The 21,239-nt window shown below is 66.4% G+C and carries 19 protein-coding genes; 15 read left to right on the top strand and 4 right to left on the bottom strand.

The window, feature by feature from the left end; all coding sequences use genetic code 11:
- Positions 1 to 31: 31 nt before the first annotated feature.
- From def to ABGX75_RS06000, 11 genes are all read left to right on the top strand, one after another.
- On the top strand, positions 32 to 544 hold the full coding sequence (gene def, locus ABGX75_RS06050; RefSeq protein ID WP_035413408.1) for a peptide deformylase: 513 nt from the start codon (positions 32 to 34) through the stop codon (positions 542 to 544).
- 126 nt (positions 545 to 670) lie between these two features.
- A complete protein-coding gene (gene fmt / locus ABGX75_RS06045) occupies positions 671 to 1,648 on the top strand; it encodes a methionyl-tRNA formyltransferase (RefSeq protein WP_347411268.1) in 978 nt (325 codons plus the stop codon).
- 11 nt (positions 1,649 to 1,659) lie between these two features.
- Complete coding sequence (rsmB, locus tag ABGX75_RS06040) at positions 1,660 to 2,961, top strand: 16S rRNA (cytosine(967)-C(5))-methyltransferase RsmB (RefSeq protein ID WP_347411300.1); 1,302 nt, start codon at positions 1,660 to 1,662, stop codon at positions 2,959 to 2,961.
- Between the two features lie 93 nt (positions 2,962 to 3,054).
- Positions 3,055 to 3,702, top strand: coding sequence for a nicotinamidase (locus tag ABGX75_RS06035; protein ID WP_347411267.1), 648 nt, complete (start codon positions 3,055 to 3,057; stop codon positions 3,700 to 3,702).
- Positions 3,703 to 3,739: 37 nt separating this feature from the next.
- On the top strand, positions 3,740 to 3,946 hold the full coding sequence (locus ABGX75_RS06030) for a dodecin (RefSeq protein ID WP_011508163.1): 207 nt from the start codon (positions 3,740 to 3,742) through the stop codon (positions 3,944 to 3,946).
- Between the two features lie 94 nt (positions 3,947 to 4,040).
- Complete coding sequence (trkA, locus tag ABGX75_RS06025) at positions 4,041 to 5,414, top strand: Trk system potassium transporter TrkA (RefSeq protein WP_035413403.1); 1,374 nt, start codon at positions 4,041 to 4,043, stop codon at positions 5,412 to 5,414.
- A 46-nt stretch (positions 5,415 to 5,460) separates the two neighbouring features.
- Positions 5,461 to 6,909 (top strand): TrkH family potassium uptake protein, encoded by a 1,449-nt coding sequence (locus ABGX75_RS06020; RefSeq protein ID WP_035413402.1) that lies wholly within the window; start codon positions 5,461 to 5,463, stop codon positions 6,907 to 6,909.
- Between the two features lie 210 nt (positions 6,910 to 7,119).
- On the top strand, positions 7,120 to 8,331 hold the full coding sequence (gene sstT / locus ABGX75_RS06015) for a serine/threonine transporter SstT (RefSeq protein ID WP_347411266.1): 1,212 nt from the start codon (positions 7,120 to 7,122) through the stop codon (positions 8,329 to 8,331).
- A gap of 131 nt (positions 8,332 to 8,462) precedes the next feature.
- Positions 8,463 to 9,677 carry a TraB/GumN family protein gene (locus tag ABGX75_RS06010; protein ID WP_347411265.1) on the top strand — a complete coding sequence of 405 codons (1,215 nt, stop codon included), beginning with the start codon at positions 8,463 to 8,465 and terminating at the stop codon, positions 9,675 to 9,677.
- A 126-nt stretch (positions 9,678 to 9,803) separates the two neighbouring features.
- The gene (locus tag ABGX75_RS06005) at positions 9,804 to 10,799 is read left to right on the top strand and encodes a DUF2795 domain-containing protein (protein ID WP_287124300.1); all 996 of its coding nucleotides are present in this window, start codon (positions 9,804 to 9,806) and stop codon (positions 10,797 to 10,799) included.
- The gene (locus ABGX75_RS06000; protein WP_110061147.1) at positions 10,799 to 11,326 is read left to right on the top strand and encodes a DUF2795 domain-containing protein; all 528 of its coding nucleotides are present in this window, start codon (positions 10,799 to 10,801) and stop codon (positions 11,324 to 11,326) included. Before ABGX75_RS06005 ends, ABGX75_RS06000 begins: the two co-directional genes overlap by 1 nt.
- A gap of 13 nt (positions 11,327 to 11,339) precedes the next feature.
- Here ABGX75_RS06000 and ABGX75_RS05995 read toward each other — a convergent pair whose 3' ends face one another.
- Positions 11,340 to 12,227 (bottom strand): LysR substrate-binding domain-containing protein, encoded by an 888-nt coding sequence (locus ABGX75_RS05995; protein WP_347411264.1) that lies wholly within the window; start codon positions 12,225 to 12,227, stop codon positions 11,340 to 11,342.
- 124 nt (positions 12,228 to 12,351) lie between these two features.
- Here ABGX75_RS05995 and ABGX75_RS05990 point away from each other — a divergent pair, with 124 nt between their 5' ends.
- From ABGX75_RS05990 to ABGX75_RS05975, 4 genes are all read left to right on the top strand, one after another.
- On the top strand, positions 12,352 to 13,284 hold the full coding sequence (locus ABGX75_RS05990; RefSeq protein ID WP_347411263.1) for a phytanoyl-CoA dioxygenase family protein: 933 nt from the start codon (positions 12,352 to 12,354) through the stop codon (positions 13,282 to 13,284).
- 51 nt (positions 13,285 to 13,335) lie between these two features.
- Positions 13,336 to 14,613: a Xaa-Pro peptidase family protein gene (locus ABGX75_RS05985; protein WP_201771147.1), complete on the top strand. Its 1,278-nt coding sequence runs from the start codon at positions 13,336 to 13,338 to the stop codon at positions 14,611 to 14,613.
- Positions 14,614 to 14,648: 35 nt separating this feature from the next.
- On the top strand, positions 14,649 to 15,662 hold the full coding sequence (locus ABGX75_RS05980) for a 2OG-Fe(II) oxygenase family protein (RefSeq protein ID WP_347411262.1): 1,014 nt from the start codon (positions 14,649 to 14,651) through the stop codon (positions 15,660 to 15,662).
- A 123-nt stretch (positions 15,663 to 15,785) separates the two neighbouring features.
- Positions 15,786 to 16,646: a glycine betaine ABC transporter substrate-binding protein gene (locus ABGX75_RS05975; protein WP_011508178.1), complete on the top strand. Its 861-nt coding sequence runs from the start codon at positions 15,786 to 15,788 to the stop codon at positions 16,644 to 16,646.
- 120 nt (positions 16,647 to 16,766) lie between these two features.
- Here the strand turns inward: ABGX75_RS05975 and ABGX75_RS05970 are convergent, their stop codons facing one another.
- The 3 genes from ABGX75_RS05970 to ABGX75_RS05960 all read right to left on the bottom strand — a co-directional run bounded on the left by ABGX75_RS05970 (position 16,767) and on the right by ABGX75_RS05960 (position 21,164).
- Positions 16,767 to 18,260, bottom strand: coding sequence for a BCCT family transporter (locus ABGX75_RS05970; protein ID WP_347411299.1), 1,494 nt, complete (start codon positions 18,258 to 18,260; stop codon positions 16,767 to 16,769).
- A 330-nt stretch (positions 18,261 to 18,590) separates the two neighbouring features.
- Entirely contained in the window at positions 18,591 to 20,144 is a 1,554-nt protein-coding gene (locus ABGX75_RS05965) for a BCCT family transporter (protein ID WP_179152995.1), read from the bottom strand.
- Between the two features lie 123 nt (positions 20,145 to 20,267).
- Positions 20,268 to 21,164, bottom strand: coding sequence for a CHAD domain-containing protein (locus ABGX75_RS05960; RefSeq protein ID WP_347411261.1), 897 nt, complete (start codon positions 21,162 to 21,164; stop codon positions 20,268 to 20,270).
- Between the last annotated feature and the right edge of the window lie 75 nt (positions 21,165 to 21,239).

Genomic DNA, 21,239 nt, shown 5'->3' with positions numbered 1-21,239 from the left:
CACGTGACAGCATAACGGTTTTCTCAACGCCATGGCCAAGCTGACCATTCTCGAATTTCCCGACGAGCGCCTGCGCACCAAGGCGGCGCCCGTCGAGGCCGTCGACGACGAGACACGCAAGCTCGTCGACGACATGCTAGAGACCATGTACGACGCCCAGGGCATCGGATTGGCCGCCACGCAGGTCGACGTGCATCGTCGCGTCATCGTGATGGATGTCAGCGATGATCGCTCGCAGCCGCGCGTGCTGATCAATCCCGAATACACGCCACTGGGCGACGAACGCGAGCCGATGCAGGAAGGCTGCCTGTCGATCCCCGAGTATTATGCCGAAGTGCCGCGCGCCCTGCGCGTGTCGCTGAAGGCGCTGGATCGCGATGGCAATCCCTACGAGCTGGAGGCCGATGGCCTGCTCGCGCACTGCATCCAGCACGAATACGATCATCTCGAAGGCGTGCTGTTCGTCGACTACCTCTCGCCGCTCAAGCGCGACCGGGTACTGAAAAAGATGCAGAAACGCCACCGGGCCATGCAAGACGCCTGAGCCGGCACCGCGGTCGTTCGCCCGGATGCCATGCGGGCCGGCAATCGCCGGCCCGCCGCGTTTGCCGTCCCGGCGCCGCGCCCGCCTTCGCCACGCACCATTACCGCCGTCACGGAAGCCTTCTCGATGTCCCACTCCCTGCGCGTCGTCTTCGCCGGCACGCCCGATTTTGCCGCCGCGAGTCTCTTGGCGCTGCTCGACAGCCGTCACCAGGTGGTCGCCGCGTACACCCAGCCGGACCGACCGGCCGGTCGCGGGCGCAAACTCACGCCCAGCCCGGTCAAGGCGCTGGCGCAGGAGCACGGTCTGCCCGTCCATCAGCCCACCAGCCTCAAGGACACCGACGCCCAGCAGACGCTCGCCGCGCTCGAGGCCGATATCATGGTGGTCGTCGCCTATGGCTTGATACTGCCGCAGGCCGTTCTCGATATCCCGCGCCTGGGATGCCTCAACGTCCATGCGTCACTGCTGCCACGCTGGCGCGGTGCGGCGCCGATCCAGCGTGCCATCGAGGCCGGTGACACACGCAGCGGCGTGACCATCATGCAGATGGACGCCGGGCTCGACACCGGCGCCATGCTGCTGGTGCGCGAGACGCCGATCACGGCGACCACCACCGGTGGCGAGCTGCACGACCGCCTCGCCCCGCTCGGTGGCGAGGCCATCGTCGAGGCACTCGACGCCCTGGCGACGGACGGCCTGACGGCGACGCCCCAGCCGAGCGAAGGCGTCACCTATGCCGCCAAGCTCAGCAAGGCCGAGGCCGAGCTCGACTTCACGCGGCCGGCCCACGAGCTGGCCGCCCGCGTGCGTGCCTTCAACCCCTGGCCGGTGGCCTGGACGCGCTTGGCTGGCGAGCCGCTGCGGCTATGGCTGGCGGAGGCCGAAGCGGAGGCCGAGCGCCCCGGCGTCGCGCCCGGCACCCTGCTGCAGAGCGCCCCGGATGCCCTGCGCATCGCCTGCGGTCACGACGGCACCCAGGTGGTGCGCATTACCCGTGCCCAGCTGCCCGGCGGCAAGCCGCTGGCCGTGCGCGACCTGCTCAACGCACGTGGTGAGCGCTTTCCCGAGGGGCTTCGCCTGGGACAGGAGGATCGCGCGTGAGCACTCCGGACATGCGTGCCGTATGCGCCAGCGCACTGGCGCCACTTCTCGACGGCAAGGGCTCGCTGAGCGCCCTGGATGCACATCTCGACACCGCCGGTCTCGACGGCCGCGATCGTGCCTTCGCCAAGGCCTTGTGCTATGGCGTCTGCCGCACCCTGCCGCGCCTGCAAGCGTTGGCCAAGCTCCTGCTGCGCCAGCCCTTCAAGCGCCGTGACCTGGACGTGCAGGCACTGTTGTTGATCGGCCTCTACCAGTTGCTCTACATGCGTGTGCCGGCCCATGCCGCCGTGGGAGAAACCGCCGGTGCCGCCCGCGGGCTCGGCAAGGGCTGGGCCACGCGCGTGCTCAACGGCTGTCTGCGCCGCTTTCAACGCGACACCCAGACACTCCAGGCACAGGTCGACCGCGACCCGAGCGTTGCCCTGCTGCATCCCGAGTGGATGCTGACCGAGTGGCGCCAGGCCTGGCCCGACGACTGGCGAGCCCTGGCCGAGGCCAACAACTGCCCCGGCCCCATGACGCTGCGCGTCAATGTCCGCCAGGGCGACCGCGACGCCTACCTGGCCCGTCTGGAAGACGCCGGCACGTCGGCCTCGCCCACACCCTTCGCACCGCAGGGCCTGACCCTGGCCGAGCCCTGCGATGTGCGCGCCTTGCCCGGCTTCGCCGAGGGCGCCGTGAGCGTGCAGGACGAAGCCGCCCAACTGGCCGCCACCCTGCTCGCCCCGTGTCTCGCCGAACGCCCCGGCGCACGCGTGCTGGATGCCTGCAGCGCACCCGGCGGCAAGACCGCCCACCTTCTCGAAGCGTTCGATATCGCCCTGACCGCGCTGGACAGCGACGCCGAGCGGTTGGGCCGGGTCAACGCCACGCTGGAGCGTCTGGGACTCGACGCCACGACCACGGCCGCCGATGCCAGCCACCACGACTGGTGGGACGGCCATGCCTTCGATGCCGTCCTGCTGGATGCCCCCTGCTCGGGAACCGGCGTCATCCGCCGGCACCCGGACATCAAGCGCCTGCGGCGTCCGCGCGACATCCGCGAACTCGCCGCGTTGCAGGCGCGTCTGCTCGACGCCGCGTGGCACACCCTGGCCCCCGGCGGCACCCTGCTGTACGCCACCTGCTCGGTGATGCCCGAGGAAAACGCCGACCAGGTCGCGGCCTTCCTCGCTCGCACCCCGGACGCCCGCGCCGAGACCATCGAGGCCGCATGGGGGCGCCCGGCGGGCGACGGGCGTCAGCTGCTGCCCCGCATCGACGGCCACGACGGCTTCTTCTACGCCCGCTTGCGCAAGCAGTCCGAGTAACGCCGCCATCCCCCGCCGGTCGTCGACGCCCCTTGTCAGGGGCGCCGGCGGCTTCGATACTGAAGGCATCGCCTCAGGCCAGCGGGAGAGACCGTGTTGCAGGATGCCCTCGATATCGTCGACCGCCACTGCGCATTGATCGTCATCGACGTACAGCCCGACTTCATGCCCGGCGGCCCCCTGGCCTGCGCCGACGGCGACGCCATTCTCCCGGGGCTGACCCAGTTGCTCGGCGAGCGGCGCTTCGCGCATGTGGTGGCGACCCAGGACTGGCATCCGCCAAGGCACGTCTCCTTCGCCAGCCAGCATGCCGGACACGCCCCCTTCGACACCCTCGATCTCTACGGCGAGCCGCAGACCCTGTGGCCCGACCATTGCGTCCAGAACACCGCCGGCGCCCAGTTGCATCCCGAGATCGACTGGGCCCCGGTGGACCTCATCGTGCGCAAGGGCAGCGACCCGCGCGTCGATTCCTACAGCGCCTTTCGCAACAACCTGGGCCCGGAGGGCACGCGCCCCACCACCGGCCTGGCCGGCTGGTTGCGCGAACGTGAGGTGGAGACGGTCCATGTCTGCGGCCTGGCACGCGATGTCTGCGTGCTCTGGAGCGCCGAGGACGCCGTCGCCGCCGGCTTTCGTACGCGCTTCCTCTGGCCCCTGACGCGCCCCGTCACTCACGACACGGATGCCGCCACGCGGCAGCGTCTGACCCGGCTCGGGGTCGAGATCATCGGCGCCTGAGTCATTCCCATCGCACGACAAGCGCAAGGAGAACGCCATGAGCGATCATGTCTACAAGCACATCGAGCTGACCGGTTCCTCGCCCCACGGTGTCGAGGATGCCGTGAACAATGCCCTGGAAAAGGCCCGCGAGACGCTGCACGGCATGCGCTGGTTCGAAGTCACCGACATGCGCGGTCACCTCGAGGACGGCCGCGTGGGGCACTGGCAGGTCACCCTCAAGGTGGGCCTCTCCCTCGACTGACCGGGCGCATGCCCGAGCACCGCCGCGCCCCTGTCATTGGGGGCGCTGCCTGGTTTATGCTACGCGCCAGTCACTGAGCGCGGATTCCCCTCGCATGAAGATCATCATCCTCGGTGCCGGCCAGGTCGGCGGCACGCTGGCCGAACACCTGGCCAGCGAAGAAAACGACATCACCGTGGTGGATGTCGACACCAAGCGCCTGCGCGAACTCCACAACCGTCTGGACATCCGTACGGTGGTGGGTACGGCCTCCTATCCCATGGTCCTGCGCCAGGCGGGTGGCGAGGATGCCGACATGCTGATCGCGGTGACCAACTCCGACGAAGTCAACATGGTCGCCTGCCAGGTCGCGCACACGCTGTTTCGCACGCCGACCAAGATCGCGCGTGTCCGCGCCACCGCCTACCTGACGCGCAAGGGGCTGTTTTCCCACGACGCGATTCCCGTGGACGTGCTGATCAGCCCCGAGCAGGTGGTCACCGACCACATCCGCCGCCTGATCGAATATCCCGGCGCCCTGCAGGTGCTCGACTTCGCCGGCAGCCTGGCGCAGCTGGTGGCCGTCAAGGCCTATTATGGCGGCCCGCTGGTCGGCCAGGAGCTCGGCTTCCTGCGACGCCACATGCCCAACGTCGACACCCGCGTGGCGGCGATCTATCGCCGCAATCGCGCGCTCATCCCGCGTGGCGACACGGTCATCGAGGCCGACGACGAGGTATTCTTCATCGCCGCGCGCAAGGACATCCGCGCCGTGATGAGCGAGTTGCGCAAGGTCGATCGCGACTTCCGCCGGGTGATCATCGCCGGCGGCGGCAACATCGGCGAACGCCTCGCCGAGACGCTCGAACACAGCCACCAGGTCAAGATCATCGAGCATGAACTCGAGCGCTGCACGGTCCTGTCCGAGCGCCTCGACCGCACCGTGGTCCTGCACGGCAGCGCGACCAGCAAGCGCCTGCTGCTGGAAGAGAACATCGAGGATTGCGATATCTTCTGCGCGCTGACCAACGACGACGAGGTCAACATCATGTCGTCGATGCTGGCCAAGCGCCTGGGGGCCAAGAAGGTGCTGACCCTGATCAACAACGCCGCCTACGTGGACCTGGTCCAGGGCGGCGAGATCGATATCGCCATCTCGCCGCAACAGGCCACCATCGGCGGCCTGCTCACCCATGTGCGGCGCGGCGACATCGTCAACGTGCACTCGCTGCGGCGCGGCGCGGCGGAGGCCATCGAGGCCATCGCTCACGGCGACTCGCGCTCTTCCAAGGTCGTCGGGCGCACCATCGACGAGATCGATCTGCCGAGCGGTACCACCATCGGTGCCATCGTGCGCGGCAAGGAAGTCATCATCGCCCACGACGACGTCGTGGTGGAAAGCGGCGACCATGTCATCCTCTTCGTCATCGACAAGCGACGCATTCGCGATGTCGAGCGGCTCTTCCAGGTAGGGCTGACTTTCTTCTGATGAGTACGACGTCCCCCGCGCACCCGGCACCGACACGACGGACGCCATGAGTCTTCTGGTGATCCTGCGGATCGTCGGGCTGCTGTTGATGCTGTTCAGCCTGACCATGGTACCGCCGGTGGCGATTTCGCTGATCTTCGACGATGCCACCTGGGACGCCTTCGTCATCGGCCTGGGGATCTCTTTCGCCACGGGAATGGCGCTGTACTGGCCCACCCGCCACGCGCGACGCGAGCTGCGTACCCGTGACGGCTTCTTGATCACCGTGATGTTCTGGAGCGTGCTGGGGCTGTTCGGCTCGCTGCCCCTGATGCTCGCCGAGGACCCCTCGCTGTCGCTCACCGACGCGGTGTTCGAGTCCTTCTCGGGCCTCACCACCACCGGGGCGACGGTTCTCACCGGCATCGATCTGCTGCCCGAATCGATTCGCTTCTACCGTCAGCAGCTGCAGTGGCTGGGCGGCATGGGGATCGTGGTCCTGGCGGTGGCGATCCTGCCGACGCTGGGCATCGGTGGCATGCAGCTCTACCGCACCGAGATTCCGGGACCGCTCAAGGACTCCAAGCTGACGCCGCGCATCACCGAGACTGCCAAGGCACTGTGGTATATCTACGCCGCCCTGACGCTGGCGTGTTTTCTGGCTTACTGGCTCGCGGGCATGAGCTGGTTCGACGCCATCGGGCATAGCTTTTCCACCGTCGCCATCGGCGGCTTCTCGACCCACGATGCCAGCATCGGCTATTTCGACAGCGCCGCCATCGAACTCATCTGCGTGTTCTTCATGGTGATCTCGTCGCTGAGCTTCGGGCTGCACTTCGCGGTGTGGCGCGAGAAACGCCTGCGCCATTATCTGGTCGACCCGGAATTCCGCTTCTTCATCATCTTTCTGACGTTGCTGGTCACCATCACCATCGCCACGCTCATGCTCAGCGGCACCTACACCGACACCCTGGGGCTGCGCCACGGCCTGTTCGAAGTGGTCTCGGTGGCCACCACCACCGGGTTCGGGGTCGCCGACTTCACCGTCTGGCCGGGCGTGCTGCCGTTCATGCTGTTCATCGCCGCCTTCGTCGGGGCCTGCTCGGGTTCCGCCGGCGGGGGCATGAAGGTGATCCGCATCCTGCTGATCCTCAAGCAGGGGCTGCGCGAGATTCATCGCCTGATCCACCCCAACGCGGTGTTCTCGGTCAAGGTGGGCAAGATGCGCATTTCCAGCGGCGTGGCCGAGGCGGTATGGGGCTTCTTCTCCGCCTATCTGCTGCTCTTCGTGCTGATGCTGATGGTTCTGCTGGCCACCGGGCTGGACCAGGTCACGGCCTGGTCGGCGGTGGGCTCGGCGCTCAACAACCTGGGGCCGGGGCTGGGCAGCGTGGCCGCGCACTACGGCGACATGCCGGCGCTCGCCAAGTGGACCCTGGTGATGGCCATGATGTTCGGCCGTCTGGAAATCTTCACCATCCTGGTGCTGTTCACACCGGCCTTCTGGCGCCGCTGATCGAGCGCTGCCGCGCGACAACATCCACTGCCGAACCGCACGCCATCTGACGATTTCTCCCGCAACTCTGCCGAAACGGCACACTTCTTACCAAAGGATGAGCGCCAGAGGGGCGAATGCCCGGGTATCGCGTGGGCACCAATGCTACCATGCGCGCTTTCCGGCCCGCCGAGACGGGCCACGTTCGTCATTCTGCCGCGAGAGATCGTCATGTCCGCCACCCTTGCCAGTCCCCTGCGTGCGTTGCTGCGCCTCGGGCTCATTCCTCAGATCGTCATCGGTATCGCCCTCGGCGTGGGCGTCGCCATCGTCTGGCCCGATGCCGCCGCGTCGGTCGCCCTGCTCGGCCAGGTCTTCATTTCCGCCCTGAAAGCAGTCGCCCCGATTCTGGTCTTCTTGCTGGTGATGACGGCCATCGCCAATCACCGGCGCGGCCAGCCCACGCACATTCGCGGCGTGTTGCTGCTGTACGTGGTCGGCACGCTGTGCGCCGCGCTGGTGGCGGTGCTCGCCAGCTTCATCTTTCCCACGTCGCTGGTGATCGACGCGCCGCAGGCCAGCGGCGAGCCGCCGGGCGGTATCGCCGAGATCCTGCGCAACCTGCTGCTCAATGTCGTCGACAACCCCGTCAACGCGCTGCTGAATGCCAACTTCGTGGGCATCCTGGCCTGGGCGATCGGGCTGGGAATGATGCTGCGCGGCGCTTCCGAGACCACGCTCGGCGTGCTCAATGCCTTCTCCGATGCCGTCTCGAACATCGTCCAGCTGGTGATTCGCTGCGCCCCACTCGGCATCTTCGGTCTGGTCGCGGGCACCCTCGCCGACACCGGCCTGAACGCCCTGCTCGATTATGCCCACCTGCTGGCCGTCATCGTCGGCTGCATGCTGTTCGTGGCCTTGGTCACCAACCCCTTGATCGTGTTCCTGGCCACGCGCCGCAACCCCTACCCGCTGGTGTTCGCATGCCTGCGCGGCAGCGCCATCACGGCATTCTTCACCCGCAGCAGCGCCGCCAACATTCCGGTCAACATGGAGCTCTGCAAGCGTCTCGACCTGCACCCCGACACCTATTCGATCTCGATTCCCCTGGGCGCGACCATCAACATGGCCGGCGCCGCCGTCACCATCTCGGTGATCACCCTGGCCGCCACGCATACCCTGGGCATCGGCGTGGACTTCGCCACGGCGTTGCTGCTGTGCGTCGTCGCCTCGCTCGCCGCCTGCGGCGTCTCCGGCGTGGCCGGCGGCTCGCTGCTGCTGATCCCCATGGCCGCCAGCCTGTTCGGCATTTCTCCCGACGTGGCCATGCAGGTCGTCGCCATCGGCTTCGTCATCAGCGTCGTGCAGGACGCCACCGAAACCGCGCTGAACTCCTCCACCGACGTGCTGTTCACCGCCGCGGCGTGCCGCGCCAGGCGCTAGGCGTGTTGGCGGGCGAACCTGGCCCCGCTTGCAGACTGCCCCGCTCGCGCGATGCGCGAGCGGGACGGGTTTGGCCCACCCCTCGCCTTCGTGGATAATCGAGCTTTTCCGCCACCGAAGCGAAACCCCGCATGCCCGATACACCCGCCGGCCCGCGTCAGGTCATCGATCAGGGCGAGACCCGTTACACCCTGCTGGGCACTGCCCACGTCTCGCGCGCCAGCGCCGACGAAGTCCGCGAATTGATCCGTTCCGGCGAGTTCGATGCCGTCGCCATCGAGCTGTGCCCCACCCGCTACCAGAGCGCGACCCAGCCCGACGCCATGGCCAAGATGGATCTCTTCCAGGTCCTGCGCCAGGGCAAGGCCGGCATGGTCGCCGCCAGCCTGGCCCTGGGCGCCTTCCAGCAACGCGTCGCCGAGCAGTCCGGTGTGACGCCCGGCGCCGAGATGCAGATGGCGATCAAGGAGGCCCGCCGCGCGGACCTGCCGCTGTACCTGGTCGACCGCGACATCGGCGTGACGCTGAAGCGCATCTATCACAGCGTGCCCTGGTGGCAGCGCATGAGTCTGGTCTCGGGCTTGCTGGGCAGCGTGGTATCGCGCAAGAAGGTCTCCAGCGAGGAAATCGAGCGGCTCAAGGAAGGCGATGTCCTCGAGTCGACCTTCGCCGAGTTCGCCGAGCAGTCGGAATCGCTCTACACGCCGCTGATTCGCGAGCGCGATCGCTACATGGCCCTGCGCCTGCGCGAGGAGGTCAAAGGCGAGACGCCGCGCCACATCCTGGTGGTGGTCGGTGCCGGGCACCTGAAAGGCCTCGGGGAGCACATCGAGACGCTGGGCCAGCAACCGCCGAGCGCCGAAGCGCTCGACCAGGAGCGCCACGCCCTGGAAGTCACGCCGCCCCGCTCCAGGCTCTGGAAGATGCTGCCCTGGGTCATCGTCGCGCTGGTGCTGACCGGCTTCGCCATCGGCTTCTCGCGGGATACCGAGCTCGGCTGGTCGCTGGTCGGCGAGTGGTTCTTGATCAACGGCGTCCTCTCGGCGCTGGGCACCGCCATCGCGCTGGCCCATCCACTGACCATCGTCGCGACCTTCTTCGCCGCGCCCTTGACGTCGCTCAACCCGACCATCGGCGCCGGTTTCGTCGCCGCCGGCATCGAACTGGCCCTGCGCCGCCCCACCGTGGGTGACTTCTCGCGCCTGCGCCGCGACGTCAGCTCACCGCGAGGCTGGTGGAAGAACCGCGTCGCCCGCACGCTGCTGGTCTTTTTGCTCGCCACGCTGGGCTCCGCCGCCGGCACCTGGATCGCCGGGCTGCGCATCGCCGGGCAGCTTTTCGGGTAAGGTCGTTCCTCGCTCGACAAGCGTCGCCGTCTGGCCAGCGCGAGTTTTTGCACGATGCGGGGCTCTCTGCTAACCAGAAGGAGCAGCACCCGTTCAAAACGCTTTCTCGTACACAGGAGGTGACAGATGGCGACCTACGTGGAAAAAGGCGATATCTATTTCTTCTACCGGCCCAAGGTCGACACGGAGAAGGTCCAGGGGCTGGATGACGTGCAGCGCCTGCACCTGGTGCTGGTGCCGGACGACGAAGATACCGCTCGGCTGTTCGTGGTGGGCAAGAAGCGCATGCCGAAAATCATCCGGGGCAAACCGCAATCCACCACGCGCGAGTGGATGATGAACGACATGACGGGCAAGCCGAAGGAGATCGGCAAGGCCCTGGCGCCGCTCGAGTACGACACCAAGACCCGGGGCGAGCAGGAACAGGGCGAGGCCATCCCCGTCGGCGAGGGCCGCTACGCGATTTTCGAGCGCCACGACAGCACCCGCCTCGCCTATCGCCTTTCCAGCCCGGAGAGCCCCGGCAAGGCCCAGCGGGAACTGGGGATACTCGCCGAGGCGAGCTACATCATCTCGGTACGCAACCCCGACCTCGACGTGCCGGGTTTTCCCGATGCCAGACCGAACTACCCCAAGCGGTTGCAGGACAAGTTCGCCGAGAAGCGCTGGATCGATATCGACGACGGCAAACTCCTCGATTACGAGAGCGCCCAGTTCCTGCTGATCGGCGCGCATGACGCGTTGAGCGAGGAAGACATCACGCTCGGCGGCAAGCCGAACCTGTTCAAGACCCTGGGGCTCAAGAAGCGCGACTGGCCGACGGAAGCGCTCGAGGCAGGCAAGCTCGCGGCGCCGCAAATGGAACCCGAGGCCCATGAACCGGCGGGGGATCGCAGCAAGGGCGGCGAACGCGGCGGCAAGGCGGCGCGTCGCACTTCGTCGGCGGCCGGTGTCGCCCATGCGCTCAAGGGCACGGATTTCCCGTGCAGCAAGGCCGACCTGATCAAACAGGCCAAGGCCAACCATGCCAATGACGACGTCATCGAGCTGCTCGACGAACTCTCCCGGCGGCGATACGAGACCATGGCCGACGTCCAGAAAGCGGTCGGGGAGGTGCGCTGATGGCACAGTTTCGGTGTGAAATCTGTGGCGAAGAGTTCGAGCAGAAATCCCGCTACGAGCGGCACATGCAGACCTCCCACCCCCGGCAGGCGGTATCTGCCGCCGATATCGAAAAAACGCTGAAGGGCGTCGATTTTCCCTGTGCGCGTGACGAGTTGGTCGACGCTGTGAGCGACGAGGCACCGCAGGTGCGCGAGATCCTCGAGAACCTGCCCGATCGCGAATATCGGGATGCCGCCGAGGTGGCACGTGCCTTCGGCGAACTGCGCACGCACGAAAAAGCGCCCAGCAACCAGCCGAGCAAGACCGGTGGCCAACGGGCCATGCAGACCTCTTCGTCGGAGCCGTCGGCCGCACGCTTCGCCAGTCTGTTTTCCGGCATCGATTTCCCGGTCGATGGCGACGAGCTCAAACGCTATGCCCGTCCGAACGCCAGCGAGCAGGAAAAACGGATACTGGAGAAGTTCGGCGGGCACACCTACCACAGCATGGCCGACGTCACCCGGGAGCTGGAAAGGGTGAGCTGAGCCAGCCTTCCCCTCAGTCGCCCTGTTCCAGCACCTCGTCGATCAGCGCGACGAAATCGTCGAAGGCGGGGTGCGTCAGGCTCGGGGAACGGTGTACTTCGATCACGGCGGGGGGCAGCGACGGCAGGCCCTCCTCTTCCCCCAGCGCTTGCCAGTCCTCGGGCAACGAGCGACGGTCGGTCACGGTCAGTGTCTGGCCCTGATTGACGATGACGCGCAAACCGCTCGGACTCTGACTGGTGGAGTCGAGTTGCCAGTCGCGACCGATGCCGGCCAGCGCGGCTAGCGCCCGGCGCCGGTAAATGCACTGCTCCGGGAACAGCGCCAGCGGAATCGGCCGCCCGGGGTCGAGCGCAAAACGCCGATGCGCCGCCCAGACCACGTCCTCCGTGGCCACGGGCCGCCCTCCACTGTCCGCGGCGTGCTGCACCGCCAGCACGATATCCAGCGAGCCTTTCTCCAATTGTTCCAGCAGTTCCGTCGACATGCGGCAGTGGATATGCACATGAACGTCGGGATGCCGGGCGCCGAAGCGTTCGAGCAATGCCGGCAACCAGGTATCGGCATAGTCCTCGGGGATGCCGAAGCGCAGCGTCACCGGCTGGGAGCGCCCCAGCGCCGCGATCGCCTCGCGCTGCAGCTGCAGCAGGCGCCGCGCGTAGACGAGAAAGGTCTCGCCATCGCCGGTCAACGTGAGTCGACGGCTGCCACGCTCGATCAGCAAGGTGTCGAGGCGCGACTCGAGCGTGCTGATGCGCAGGCTGATGGTCGACTGCGTCTTGTGCAGGTAACGCGCCGCGGCGGTGAAACCGCCACTGTCGGCCACGGTGACGAAGGCCAGCAGCAGGTCGCTGTCCAGCGCGGCCAGCGCCGTGCTATCGGTAGTTCCGATGGCTGCCATTGAAATGACTCGTTTTACTGATGGGAGAGTTCTGTCCAGCATAGAGGACATCGACAGGCCGCCCAACCTTCACGGCGGCAACGTCCTGTCACCCGACACCTTGCTGATCGAGAGGACACCTGCCATGCCGACGACCGCTGCCGCGATCGACCCCGCCGTCGACGCCAAGCCGACCCAGCGCCGGCTCGCCGATGCCGAGCGCACCGACCTGAGCGAACTGGTCGACACCGACCGTTATCCGCTGCATGACGTCGACGACCCGCGCCTTCAGGCCGAGATCGCCCGGGTGCGCGAGGACCTGGACCGCGAAGGCTGCGCCGTGCTGCGCGGCTTCCTGCGCCCCGAGGCATTGGAGCAGGCCCGCGACGAGGGGCGTGAACTCTCGGCCAAGAGCTATTACTCCAGCTGTCGCGTCAACGCCTGGTTCACCAGCGACGACGAAAGACTCCCCGAGAGCGACCCCCGGCGGCATTTCATGGAGCGCACCAGCGGCTTCGTGACCCGCGACATGATCCCCGCCGATACGGTGATCCAGCAGCTTTACGTCTCGCCGGCGATGAAGCGCCTGGTGGCCGAGTGCCTGCAGGAGGACGAGGTCTACGAGTATGCCGACCCGTTCGCCGGCCTGGTACAGAACGTGCTTCCGCCCGGCACCGAGCAGCCCTGGCACTACGACACCAACGAGTACATCGTCACGATGATGACCGACGCCCCGGAAACCGGTGGCGAGTTCCAGTATTGCCCCAACATCCGCACCCCGGCGGGCGAGAACTACGCTGGCGTCGGCGCGGTGATCCGTGGCGAGGACACCACCACGCCCCGCACGCTACTGCTGCGTCCCGGCGACCTGCAGCTCTTCAAGGGCCGTTACTCGCTGCACCGCGTGACACGCGTCGGCGGCCAGCGCGAGCGTCACACCGCGATCTTCGCCTACTCGCAACAGCCGGGTGTGGTGGGGCGTCTCGAGCGCACTCGCCAGCTCTACGGCCGGGTCTCGGAAGCCCACATCGAGGCGGAAAAGCGCCGTGAAGTTCGCGCCGACGGGCTGCTCGACTGACCGAAATGCCTGGAACGGGCTGATTCAATTTCCATGACGGGACCGACGACCATGACCCGCTTGTCATCCACGCTGCCTTCCCTGCTGGAAGGCACCGATATCCTGGCGCCGACGCACGAACCCGCCGAGTGCGAGCCCACTCAGGCCGAGAGCCGCCAGATTCTGCTCGACCGCCTGGCCCGCACCCGGGCCGAACTGAAGAAGCGCGACATCGTCGCCGCCGTGCTGTTCGACCCGACCCATGTGCGCTACGCGACCGGCGCCCGCAACATGCAGGTCTACTCGGCGCGCAACCCGGCGCGTTACGCCTTCGTGCCGGCCGAGGGCCCGGTGGTGATGTTCGAGTTCTCCGGCTGCAGTCACTTGACCGAAGGGCTGCCGGGCATCGACGAAACACGCCCGGCGACGGCGATCTCCTATTATTTCTGCGACGATCACCTGAAGCAGACCACCGAGGCGTGGGCGGACGAGATCGACGAACTGGTACGCCAATGCGGCGGACAAAAAGGCGACAAGGTGGCCATCGAAAGCGCCACCTCGCATGCCGCCTTCGCGCTGGTCGAACGCGGCTGGCAGATCTGCGATGCCCAGATCCCGCTGGAGCGGGCGCGGGCGATCAAGGTCCCCAACGAGATCAAGATGGTGCGCAGCTCGCTGCGCGCGGTCGAGGACGGGGTCCGCAAGCTGGAAGCGGCGATTCGCCCCGGCGCCACGGAGAACGAGGTCTGGTCGCAGCTGCACCAGCACATCATCGCCACCGACGCGGACTACGTCGAAACCCGGCTGATGAATTCCGGGCCGCGCACCAACCCCTGGTTCCAGGAATGCTCCAACCGCGTCATCCAGGACGGCGAACTGGTGGCACTGGATACCGACGTCGTGGGCCGGTACGGTTATTATGCCGATTTCTCGCGGACCTTCCTGTGCGGCGACGACCAGGCGACGTCCACCCAGCGCGAGTTGTATCGCATGGCCTTCGATCAGGTACGCACCAACATGGCGCTGATCGCGCCGGGCATGTCGTTCAAGGAATACGCCGAGAAGGCCTGGCAGATTCCCCAGCCCTACAAGGCGCGCCGCTATTTCGCGCTGGCGCACGGGGTCGGCATGACCGGCGAGTATCCGTATATCGTTCACCGCGAGGACATCGACGACAAGGGCTACGACGGCATCATGCAACCCGGCATGACGCTTTGCGTGGAAAGCTATATCGGCCACGAGGCCGGCGGCGAAGGCGTCAAGCTCGAGGAGCAGCTTTACATCCGCGACGATGGCCAGGTCGAATTGCTTTCCGACTATCCGCTCGATACGCGGCTGCTGGCCGACTGAGGGCCAGTCGTCTCATCCCGACAGAAGCGAACGCCATGACCCAGACATCGATCCCGCATATCGATCTCACGCCACTTCTCGAAGGCGCCGGCGGCGACGATCCCGCGCACGCCGATAGCGTCGCGGCCATCGTCGATGCCGCCTGCCGTTCCGGCTTCATGACCGTGGGCATCGCGCCGGGGCAACTGGCTCTGCCCGACGACATCCATGCTCGGCTGCTGCGCTTTTTCGAGCTCGATGCCGCCGCCAAGCAACGCCTGGCGCGGCACAAGTTCGAACCGGCCAACCACAATGTGTATCGCGGCTATTTTCCGCCGCAGAACGAGGACCCGACCTGGAAGGAAGGCATCGACCTCGGCGCGGATGTCGCTCATCCCGAGCGCGCCGACGCGGCGAGCGGCGACCCGCTGCGCGAGCCCACGCCGCAGCCGCCGGCAGCGTCCCTGCCGGGCTGGTCGGACGATGTCGCCGCCTATTACACGGCGATGGAATCCTTGGGCGGCGTGATCGCCGCAGCGCTGGCCGAAGGCCTCGGCATGCCGCGCAACACGCTCATGCAGCCCTTCGAAAACGGCAATTCAACGCTACGCTTGATTCATTACCCGGAGCGTCCCGCCGAGACACTGGCCAGCATGCCGGCCGTCGATGGCCAGGGCGATGCCCGGCGCTGGATGGTCGGCGTGCCGCATTGCGACAACGGCTTCATCACCCTGCTCTGGCAGGACCGCGTCGGCGGCCTGCAAGTGCAAACGCCCGACGGCGACTGGGAAGACGTCGCACCGCGCGACAATGCCCTGGTGGTCAATTTCGGCCGCCTGCTGTCGGACTGGTCCGGCGGGCGGATCCAGGCCACGGAACACCGCATCGTCGGCGGCACACGGTCGCGACACTCGATTCCGTTTTTCTTCGAGCCCGCGGTCGAGGCCACCATCGAGGCCCCGAACGCCGATGGCGACGGCGGCTATGTCTACGGCGACCGGCTATGGCAGCGCATGCAGGCCTTCGTCGAATTCCAGGGGCTGGAACGCGCCCCCGCTGCACGAGACTGACACGGAATCGGCACCGCCGGACGTCCCTCGGCGACCGAACGATGCGACGACAACGTCGCCACCCTGACCGGGCCATGCTGTATAGACGCTTGCTTTTCCCACCACCCAACGAGGAATGACAACATGAAAACGACTTTGTGCTCCCTGGCCGCCGCGGCAATCTTCACGGCCGCCACGACCGCCCAAGCCGAGGACAAGACGCTGGTGATCGGCACCAACAACTGGGCCGAGAACATCGCGGTCGCCAACATGTGGAAGCTCATCCTCGAGAATCGGTACGACTACGATGTCGAACTCTCCGATGTCAGCAAGAACGCCCTCTACAGCGGCCTTGCCAACAGCGACTTCGACATCTCGCTCGAAATCTGGCTCCCCAACACCGATGCGCGCTATCTCGAGCCCTACAAGGATCAGCTCGAAATCAACGGCGCCTGGTACGAAGGCACCGGGCTAGGCCTGGTGGTGCCGAGCTATGCCGACATCGACACCATTCCCGAACTCAAGGAGCAAGCCGAGGAATACGGCTACCAGGGCAGCCCCAGCATTCTGGGCATCGACTCCGGCTCGGCGATCGCCGGTCTGACCGACGAGGCCATCGACGCGTACGACCTCCCCATGGAACAGGTCAACAGCTCCGGGCCGGCGATGATGGCCGCGCTGGATGCGGCCTACCAGCAGGAAGAGCCGATCGTCGTGACGCTGTGGAGCCCGCACTGGGCCTTTGCCGAGTACGACCTCAAGTACCTCGAGGATCCCAAGAACGTCTACGGCGACAACGAAACCATCTACTGGTTCTCGCGCCCGGGCTTCACCGAGGACGATCCCTGGCTCACCGAGGTGCTCAACGCCTGGCACATGGACGATGACAGCCTGGGCGGCCTGATGGCCGAGATCGAACAGGCCGGCGACCCGGTGGAAGGGGCCGAGACCTGGATCGAGGACAACCAGGACCTCATCGACGAGTGGCTCGCCGCCGGCGAATGACCTGCCAGTCACCGCGTCCGATCCACACGAGGCCTGATCCAAATGGGGCCTCGCCCGCAACGACAAGCGCCCCGGCATGCGATATGCCGGGGCGCTTTACATGCAAGGCATCGCCGCCGATTATGAGGTGACGATTCCCTGACGCCTGGCCATGGCCTGCGCGGCGCGCGGCCCCAGCCATAGCGTGGGCAGCAGCACCAGCGACACGGGGAACGCCGTGATCACGATGAATTGCTGCAGCACGCCGATCTGCCCGGCCCCCATGTAAAGTAGAACCGCCGCCATCAACGCCATGGCCACGCCCCAGAATGCGCGCAGCGCCGGCTGGGGGTCGTCGTGCCCGGCATTGACCACGGAAATCGCGTAGCTCATGGAGTCGCCGGTAGTGGCCACGAAGATCGTGGTCAGCACCAGCACCGCCAGCGCCATCAATTTACCGCCCGGCAGTGCCTGCGCCACCGCCAGCGTGGCGACATCGAACTGGAAATCGTTGAGCGCCTCGCCGAGATCGATGGCACCGCTCATCTGGTAGAAGATGCCCGAGCCGCCCAGCAGCGTGAACCACAACGAGGTGGCCACGGGAGCGAGCAAGGCCACGGCGACGACCAGCTGACGAATGGTGCGCCCTCGCGAGATACGCGCCACGAAAATCGCCATCAATGGCGCATAGCCGATGAACCAGGCGAAGAAGAATACCGTCCACCACTTCATCCACCAGTCCGGCGCGGTCTGCGAGGTCATGGTGGCCATCTCGAAGAACGATCCCAGATAGGTGCCGAACCCCTGGAACCAGCTATCGAACAGAAACTGGGTGGATCCGAAGAGCAGGATCACGGCGCCAATACCCAATGCCAGCATGACATTGAAACGGCTCAGCATCTGGATGCCACGATCGACGCCGGTGATCGCCGAACTCACATAGAGCCCGCCCAGTACGACGAGGATCATCAACTGGGTGCCGTAGCCCTCGGTCACGCCGAACAGCGTATGCAGGCCGAAGTTCATCTGGGTCGCCAGAAAGCCGATGGGCCCCACGGTACCGGCGACCACGGCGATGACGCAGACCGCATCCACCACCCCGCCCAGGACGCCGCGCATGCGCGCCTCGCCCAGCAACGGCGCCAGCAGCGTGCGCGGCTGTAGCGGCAAACCGCGATCATAGTGATGATGCGACAGCACGATGGCCGCCAGGGTGCCGAGCACCGCCCAGGCATGAAACCCCCAGTGCATGAAGGACTGTGCCAGCGCATTGGGCACGGCTGCCGGCGTACCTGGCTCACTGGAAAATGCCGGCGGCGTGACCACGAAATGGTAGATAGGTTCGCCGGCAGCAAAGAAGACTCCGCCTCCGCCCAGCAGCGTGCACAAGATGATCGACACCCACTTGAAGGTGCCCATGTCCGGGCGTTGCCGATCGCCGATGCGCGCGCGTCCCGCAGGCGATACCGCCACGCCCACGGCGATGAACAAGTTCAACAGCAGCAGCAGTTGGAAATAGGCCCCCAGATTCTTCGCCGTCCAGGCGAACCCCACGCTGATCGCCGCGGTCATTGCATCGGCGTCGATCAACGAAAACGCCACAAAAAGGATGATGAAGCCGATCGACAGCCCCATCACCGTCGGGTCGCCAAAATGCGTGCCCGAGCGCGTGGCGCTCGCCTCGTTTTGAGTCGTCAATGTCCAGTTCCGATCGTCGCGTGAGGCGCGCACACTACCGACCTTCGTCGAACACGGCAAATCGAAATTTCAACTTCGGGCACGCCCCGCACCGCAAAAGAAGACAAAGTCGTCGATCATGTACCATTCACATCGTTCGCATCACCCACTCAGATATCGACGAATGGCCGGGGCCAGCGCGTAAAACCCTGCGCCCAACGACAAGCGCCCCGGCATGCGATATGCCGGGGCGCTTTGCATGCAAGACATGCACGGCATCGCCGTCGATTACGAGGCGACGACCCCCTGACGCCTGGCCATGGCCTGCGCGGCGCGCGGCCCCAGCCACAGCGAGGGCAGCAGCACCAGCGAGACCGGAATCGCCGTGATCACGATGAACTGCTGCAGCACGCCGATCTGTCCTGCCCCCATGTACAGCAGGATCGCCGCCATCAGCGCCATGGCCACGCCCCAGAACGCGCGCAGTGCGGGTTGCGGCTCGTCATGACCGGCGTTGACCACGGAAATCGCATAGCTCATGGAGTCGCCGGTGGTGGCCACGAAGATCGTCGTCAGCACCAGTACCGCCAGCGCCATCAGCTTTCCGCCCGGCAGTGCCTGCGCCACCGTCAGCGTGGCAACATCGAACTGGAAGTTGTTGAGCGCTTCGCCGAGATCGATGGCACCGCTCATCTGGTAGAAGATGCCCGAGCCGCCCAGCAGCGTGAACCACACGGAGGTCGCCAGAGGCGCCATCACCGCCACGGCCACGACCATCTGGCGAATGGTGCGTCCCCGCGAGATACGCGCCACGAAGATCGCCATCAGCGGCGCATAGCCGATGAACCAGGCGAAGAAGAACACCGTCCACCACTTCATCCACCAGTCCGGCGCGGTCTGCGAGGTCATGGTGGCCATGTCGAAGAACGAGCCCACATAGGTCCCGAAGCCCTGGAACCAGCTATCGAACAGGAACTGCGTCGGCCCCAGAAGCAGGATCGTGGCGCCGATCGCCAATGCCAGCATGACATTGAAACGGCTCAGCATCTGGATGCCCCGGTCGACCCCGGTGATCGCCGAGGTCACATAGACACCGCCCAGCACGAGCAGGATCACCAGTTGCGTGCCGTAGCCCTCGGCCACGCCGAACAGCGTATGCAGGCCGAAGCTCATCTGGGTCGCCAGAAAGCCGATGGGGCCCACGGTACCGGCGACCACGGCGATGACGCAGACCGCGTCCACCACGCCGCCGAACACGCCGCGCATGCGCGCCTCGCCCAGCAACGGCGCCAGCAGGGTGCGCGGCTGCAGCGGCAGGCCACGGTCGTAATGGTGATGCGACAGCACGATGGCCGCCAGGGTGCCGAGCACCGCCCAGGCCAGAAAGCCCCAGTGCATGAAGGACTGCGCCAGCGCGTTGGATACCGCCTCCGGCGTACTCGCCTCGCTGGAAAACGCGGGTGGCGTGACCACGAAATGGTAGACCGGCTCACCGGCGGCGAAGAACACACCGCCCCCGGCCAGCAGGGTGCACAGGATGATCGACACCCACTTGAAGGTGCCCATGTCCGGCCGCTCGCGGTTACCGATGCGCGCACGGCCTGCCGGCGAGGCAGCCACGCCCACCGCGATCAGGAAGGTCAGCAGCAGCAACAGCTGGAAATAGGCGCCCAGCGTCTTCGCCGTCCAGGCGAATCCGGCACCGATCACCGCCGTCATGCCCTCGGGATCGGTCAGCGAGAACGCCACGAATAACACGATAAAGCCAATCGTCAGCCCCAGCACCGTCGGGTCGCCATAGCGAATTCCCGAGCGCATGGCACTCGTGTCGTCTTGAGTCATCTGGTCTTGGTTCCGGTCATCGAGTGAGGGGCGCACCCTACCGACCTTGATGGTAGACGGCAAATCGCGATTCTCGACGTCCGATACCGATCTCCCTCCGACGCCTTCGCCATGCCGCGCCGTTCAGGCGCGCGCGATCTTCCAGTAGCGTGCGACGCGCTTGTTCAGTGCCTTGGGTGATTCCGCGAACAGCCGACGCCCGAGCGTCTCGGCCTTGCCCTGCAGGACCTCCCGTCGGCGTTCGACGAGCTCATGCAGGGCCTCGCGTCGCGCGGAATCGACGCGCTGCATGTCCTCGGCGTCGAGGGCGATGGCGAGCATCGCGAGGTCGTGGTCCTCCCCCAGCAGGTCGGAAAGCCGGTGGGCCTGTTGCGCGCGCATCTTGAACGCGGCCGGCCACAGCGGGCGCAGCAACTCGCATTGATGACGGTGATACTTCACGCGCTTGCGCCATTCGTGCAGCGTGGCGGTGGAAGGCAGGCGCCGTGCCGCGCCCAGCGCATCGCGGGCCTGGGCATAGCTGGCCGACCAGCCGCCCGACACGGCGGCATAGCCCTGCGCTGCCAGCGTCCAGTCGGCGACCGCCTCGCGCGCCTCGGACAACGCCGATGCCAACCCCTCCCAGTCCGGGGTATCGGCCCCCTCCAGCGTGGCGTCACGACGCACCACCAGCTTGCGGCGAATCGCCGTGTAACGACGACGGTCGAGGTCCGCCTCGTGCAGGCTCATCAGGTGCTCGAACGTCTCGACGAGCACCTGATCGTCGCGGTTCCCGGCCACGCGACGCGCCAGGTCGCGAAAGCGCCGATTCTCCCGGCGGTAGCGCTTTTCGCCCAGCGCCGGACGCACCAGGCGCAACAGCGCCCGCAGCTTCTTGCAGCGCTGGCGCAGCGCATGAATGGCGGTGACCGGGTCCGCCTCGCGATCGCGCAGCGCCGCCTGGGCGTGTTCGATCTGCTGGATGGCGATACGCTGAACGCTCGCCTCGGTCGGCTCCTGCATGGACACGCGATAGGACACGTCGCTCTCCTGAATCGGGACGATATTCCCAGTCTAGACGCCGCCAAGCGAAACCGACCACGTGACGTCCTTCAA

Source organism: Chromohalobacter sp. (genome assembly GCF_039830575.1).
Classification (GTDB): domain Bacteria; phylum Pseudomonadota; class Gammaproteobacteria; order Pseudomonadales; family Halomonadaceae; genus Chromohalobacter; species Chromohalobacter israelensis.
Note: the sequence above shows the minus strand (reverse complement) of the source record. Positions and strands in the feature narration are given on the sequence as shown.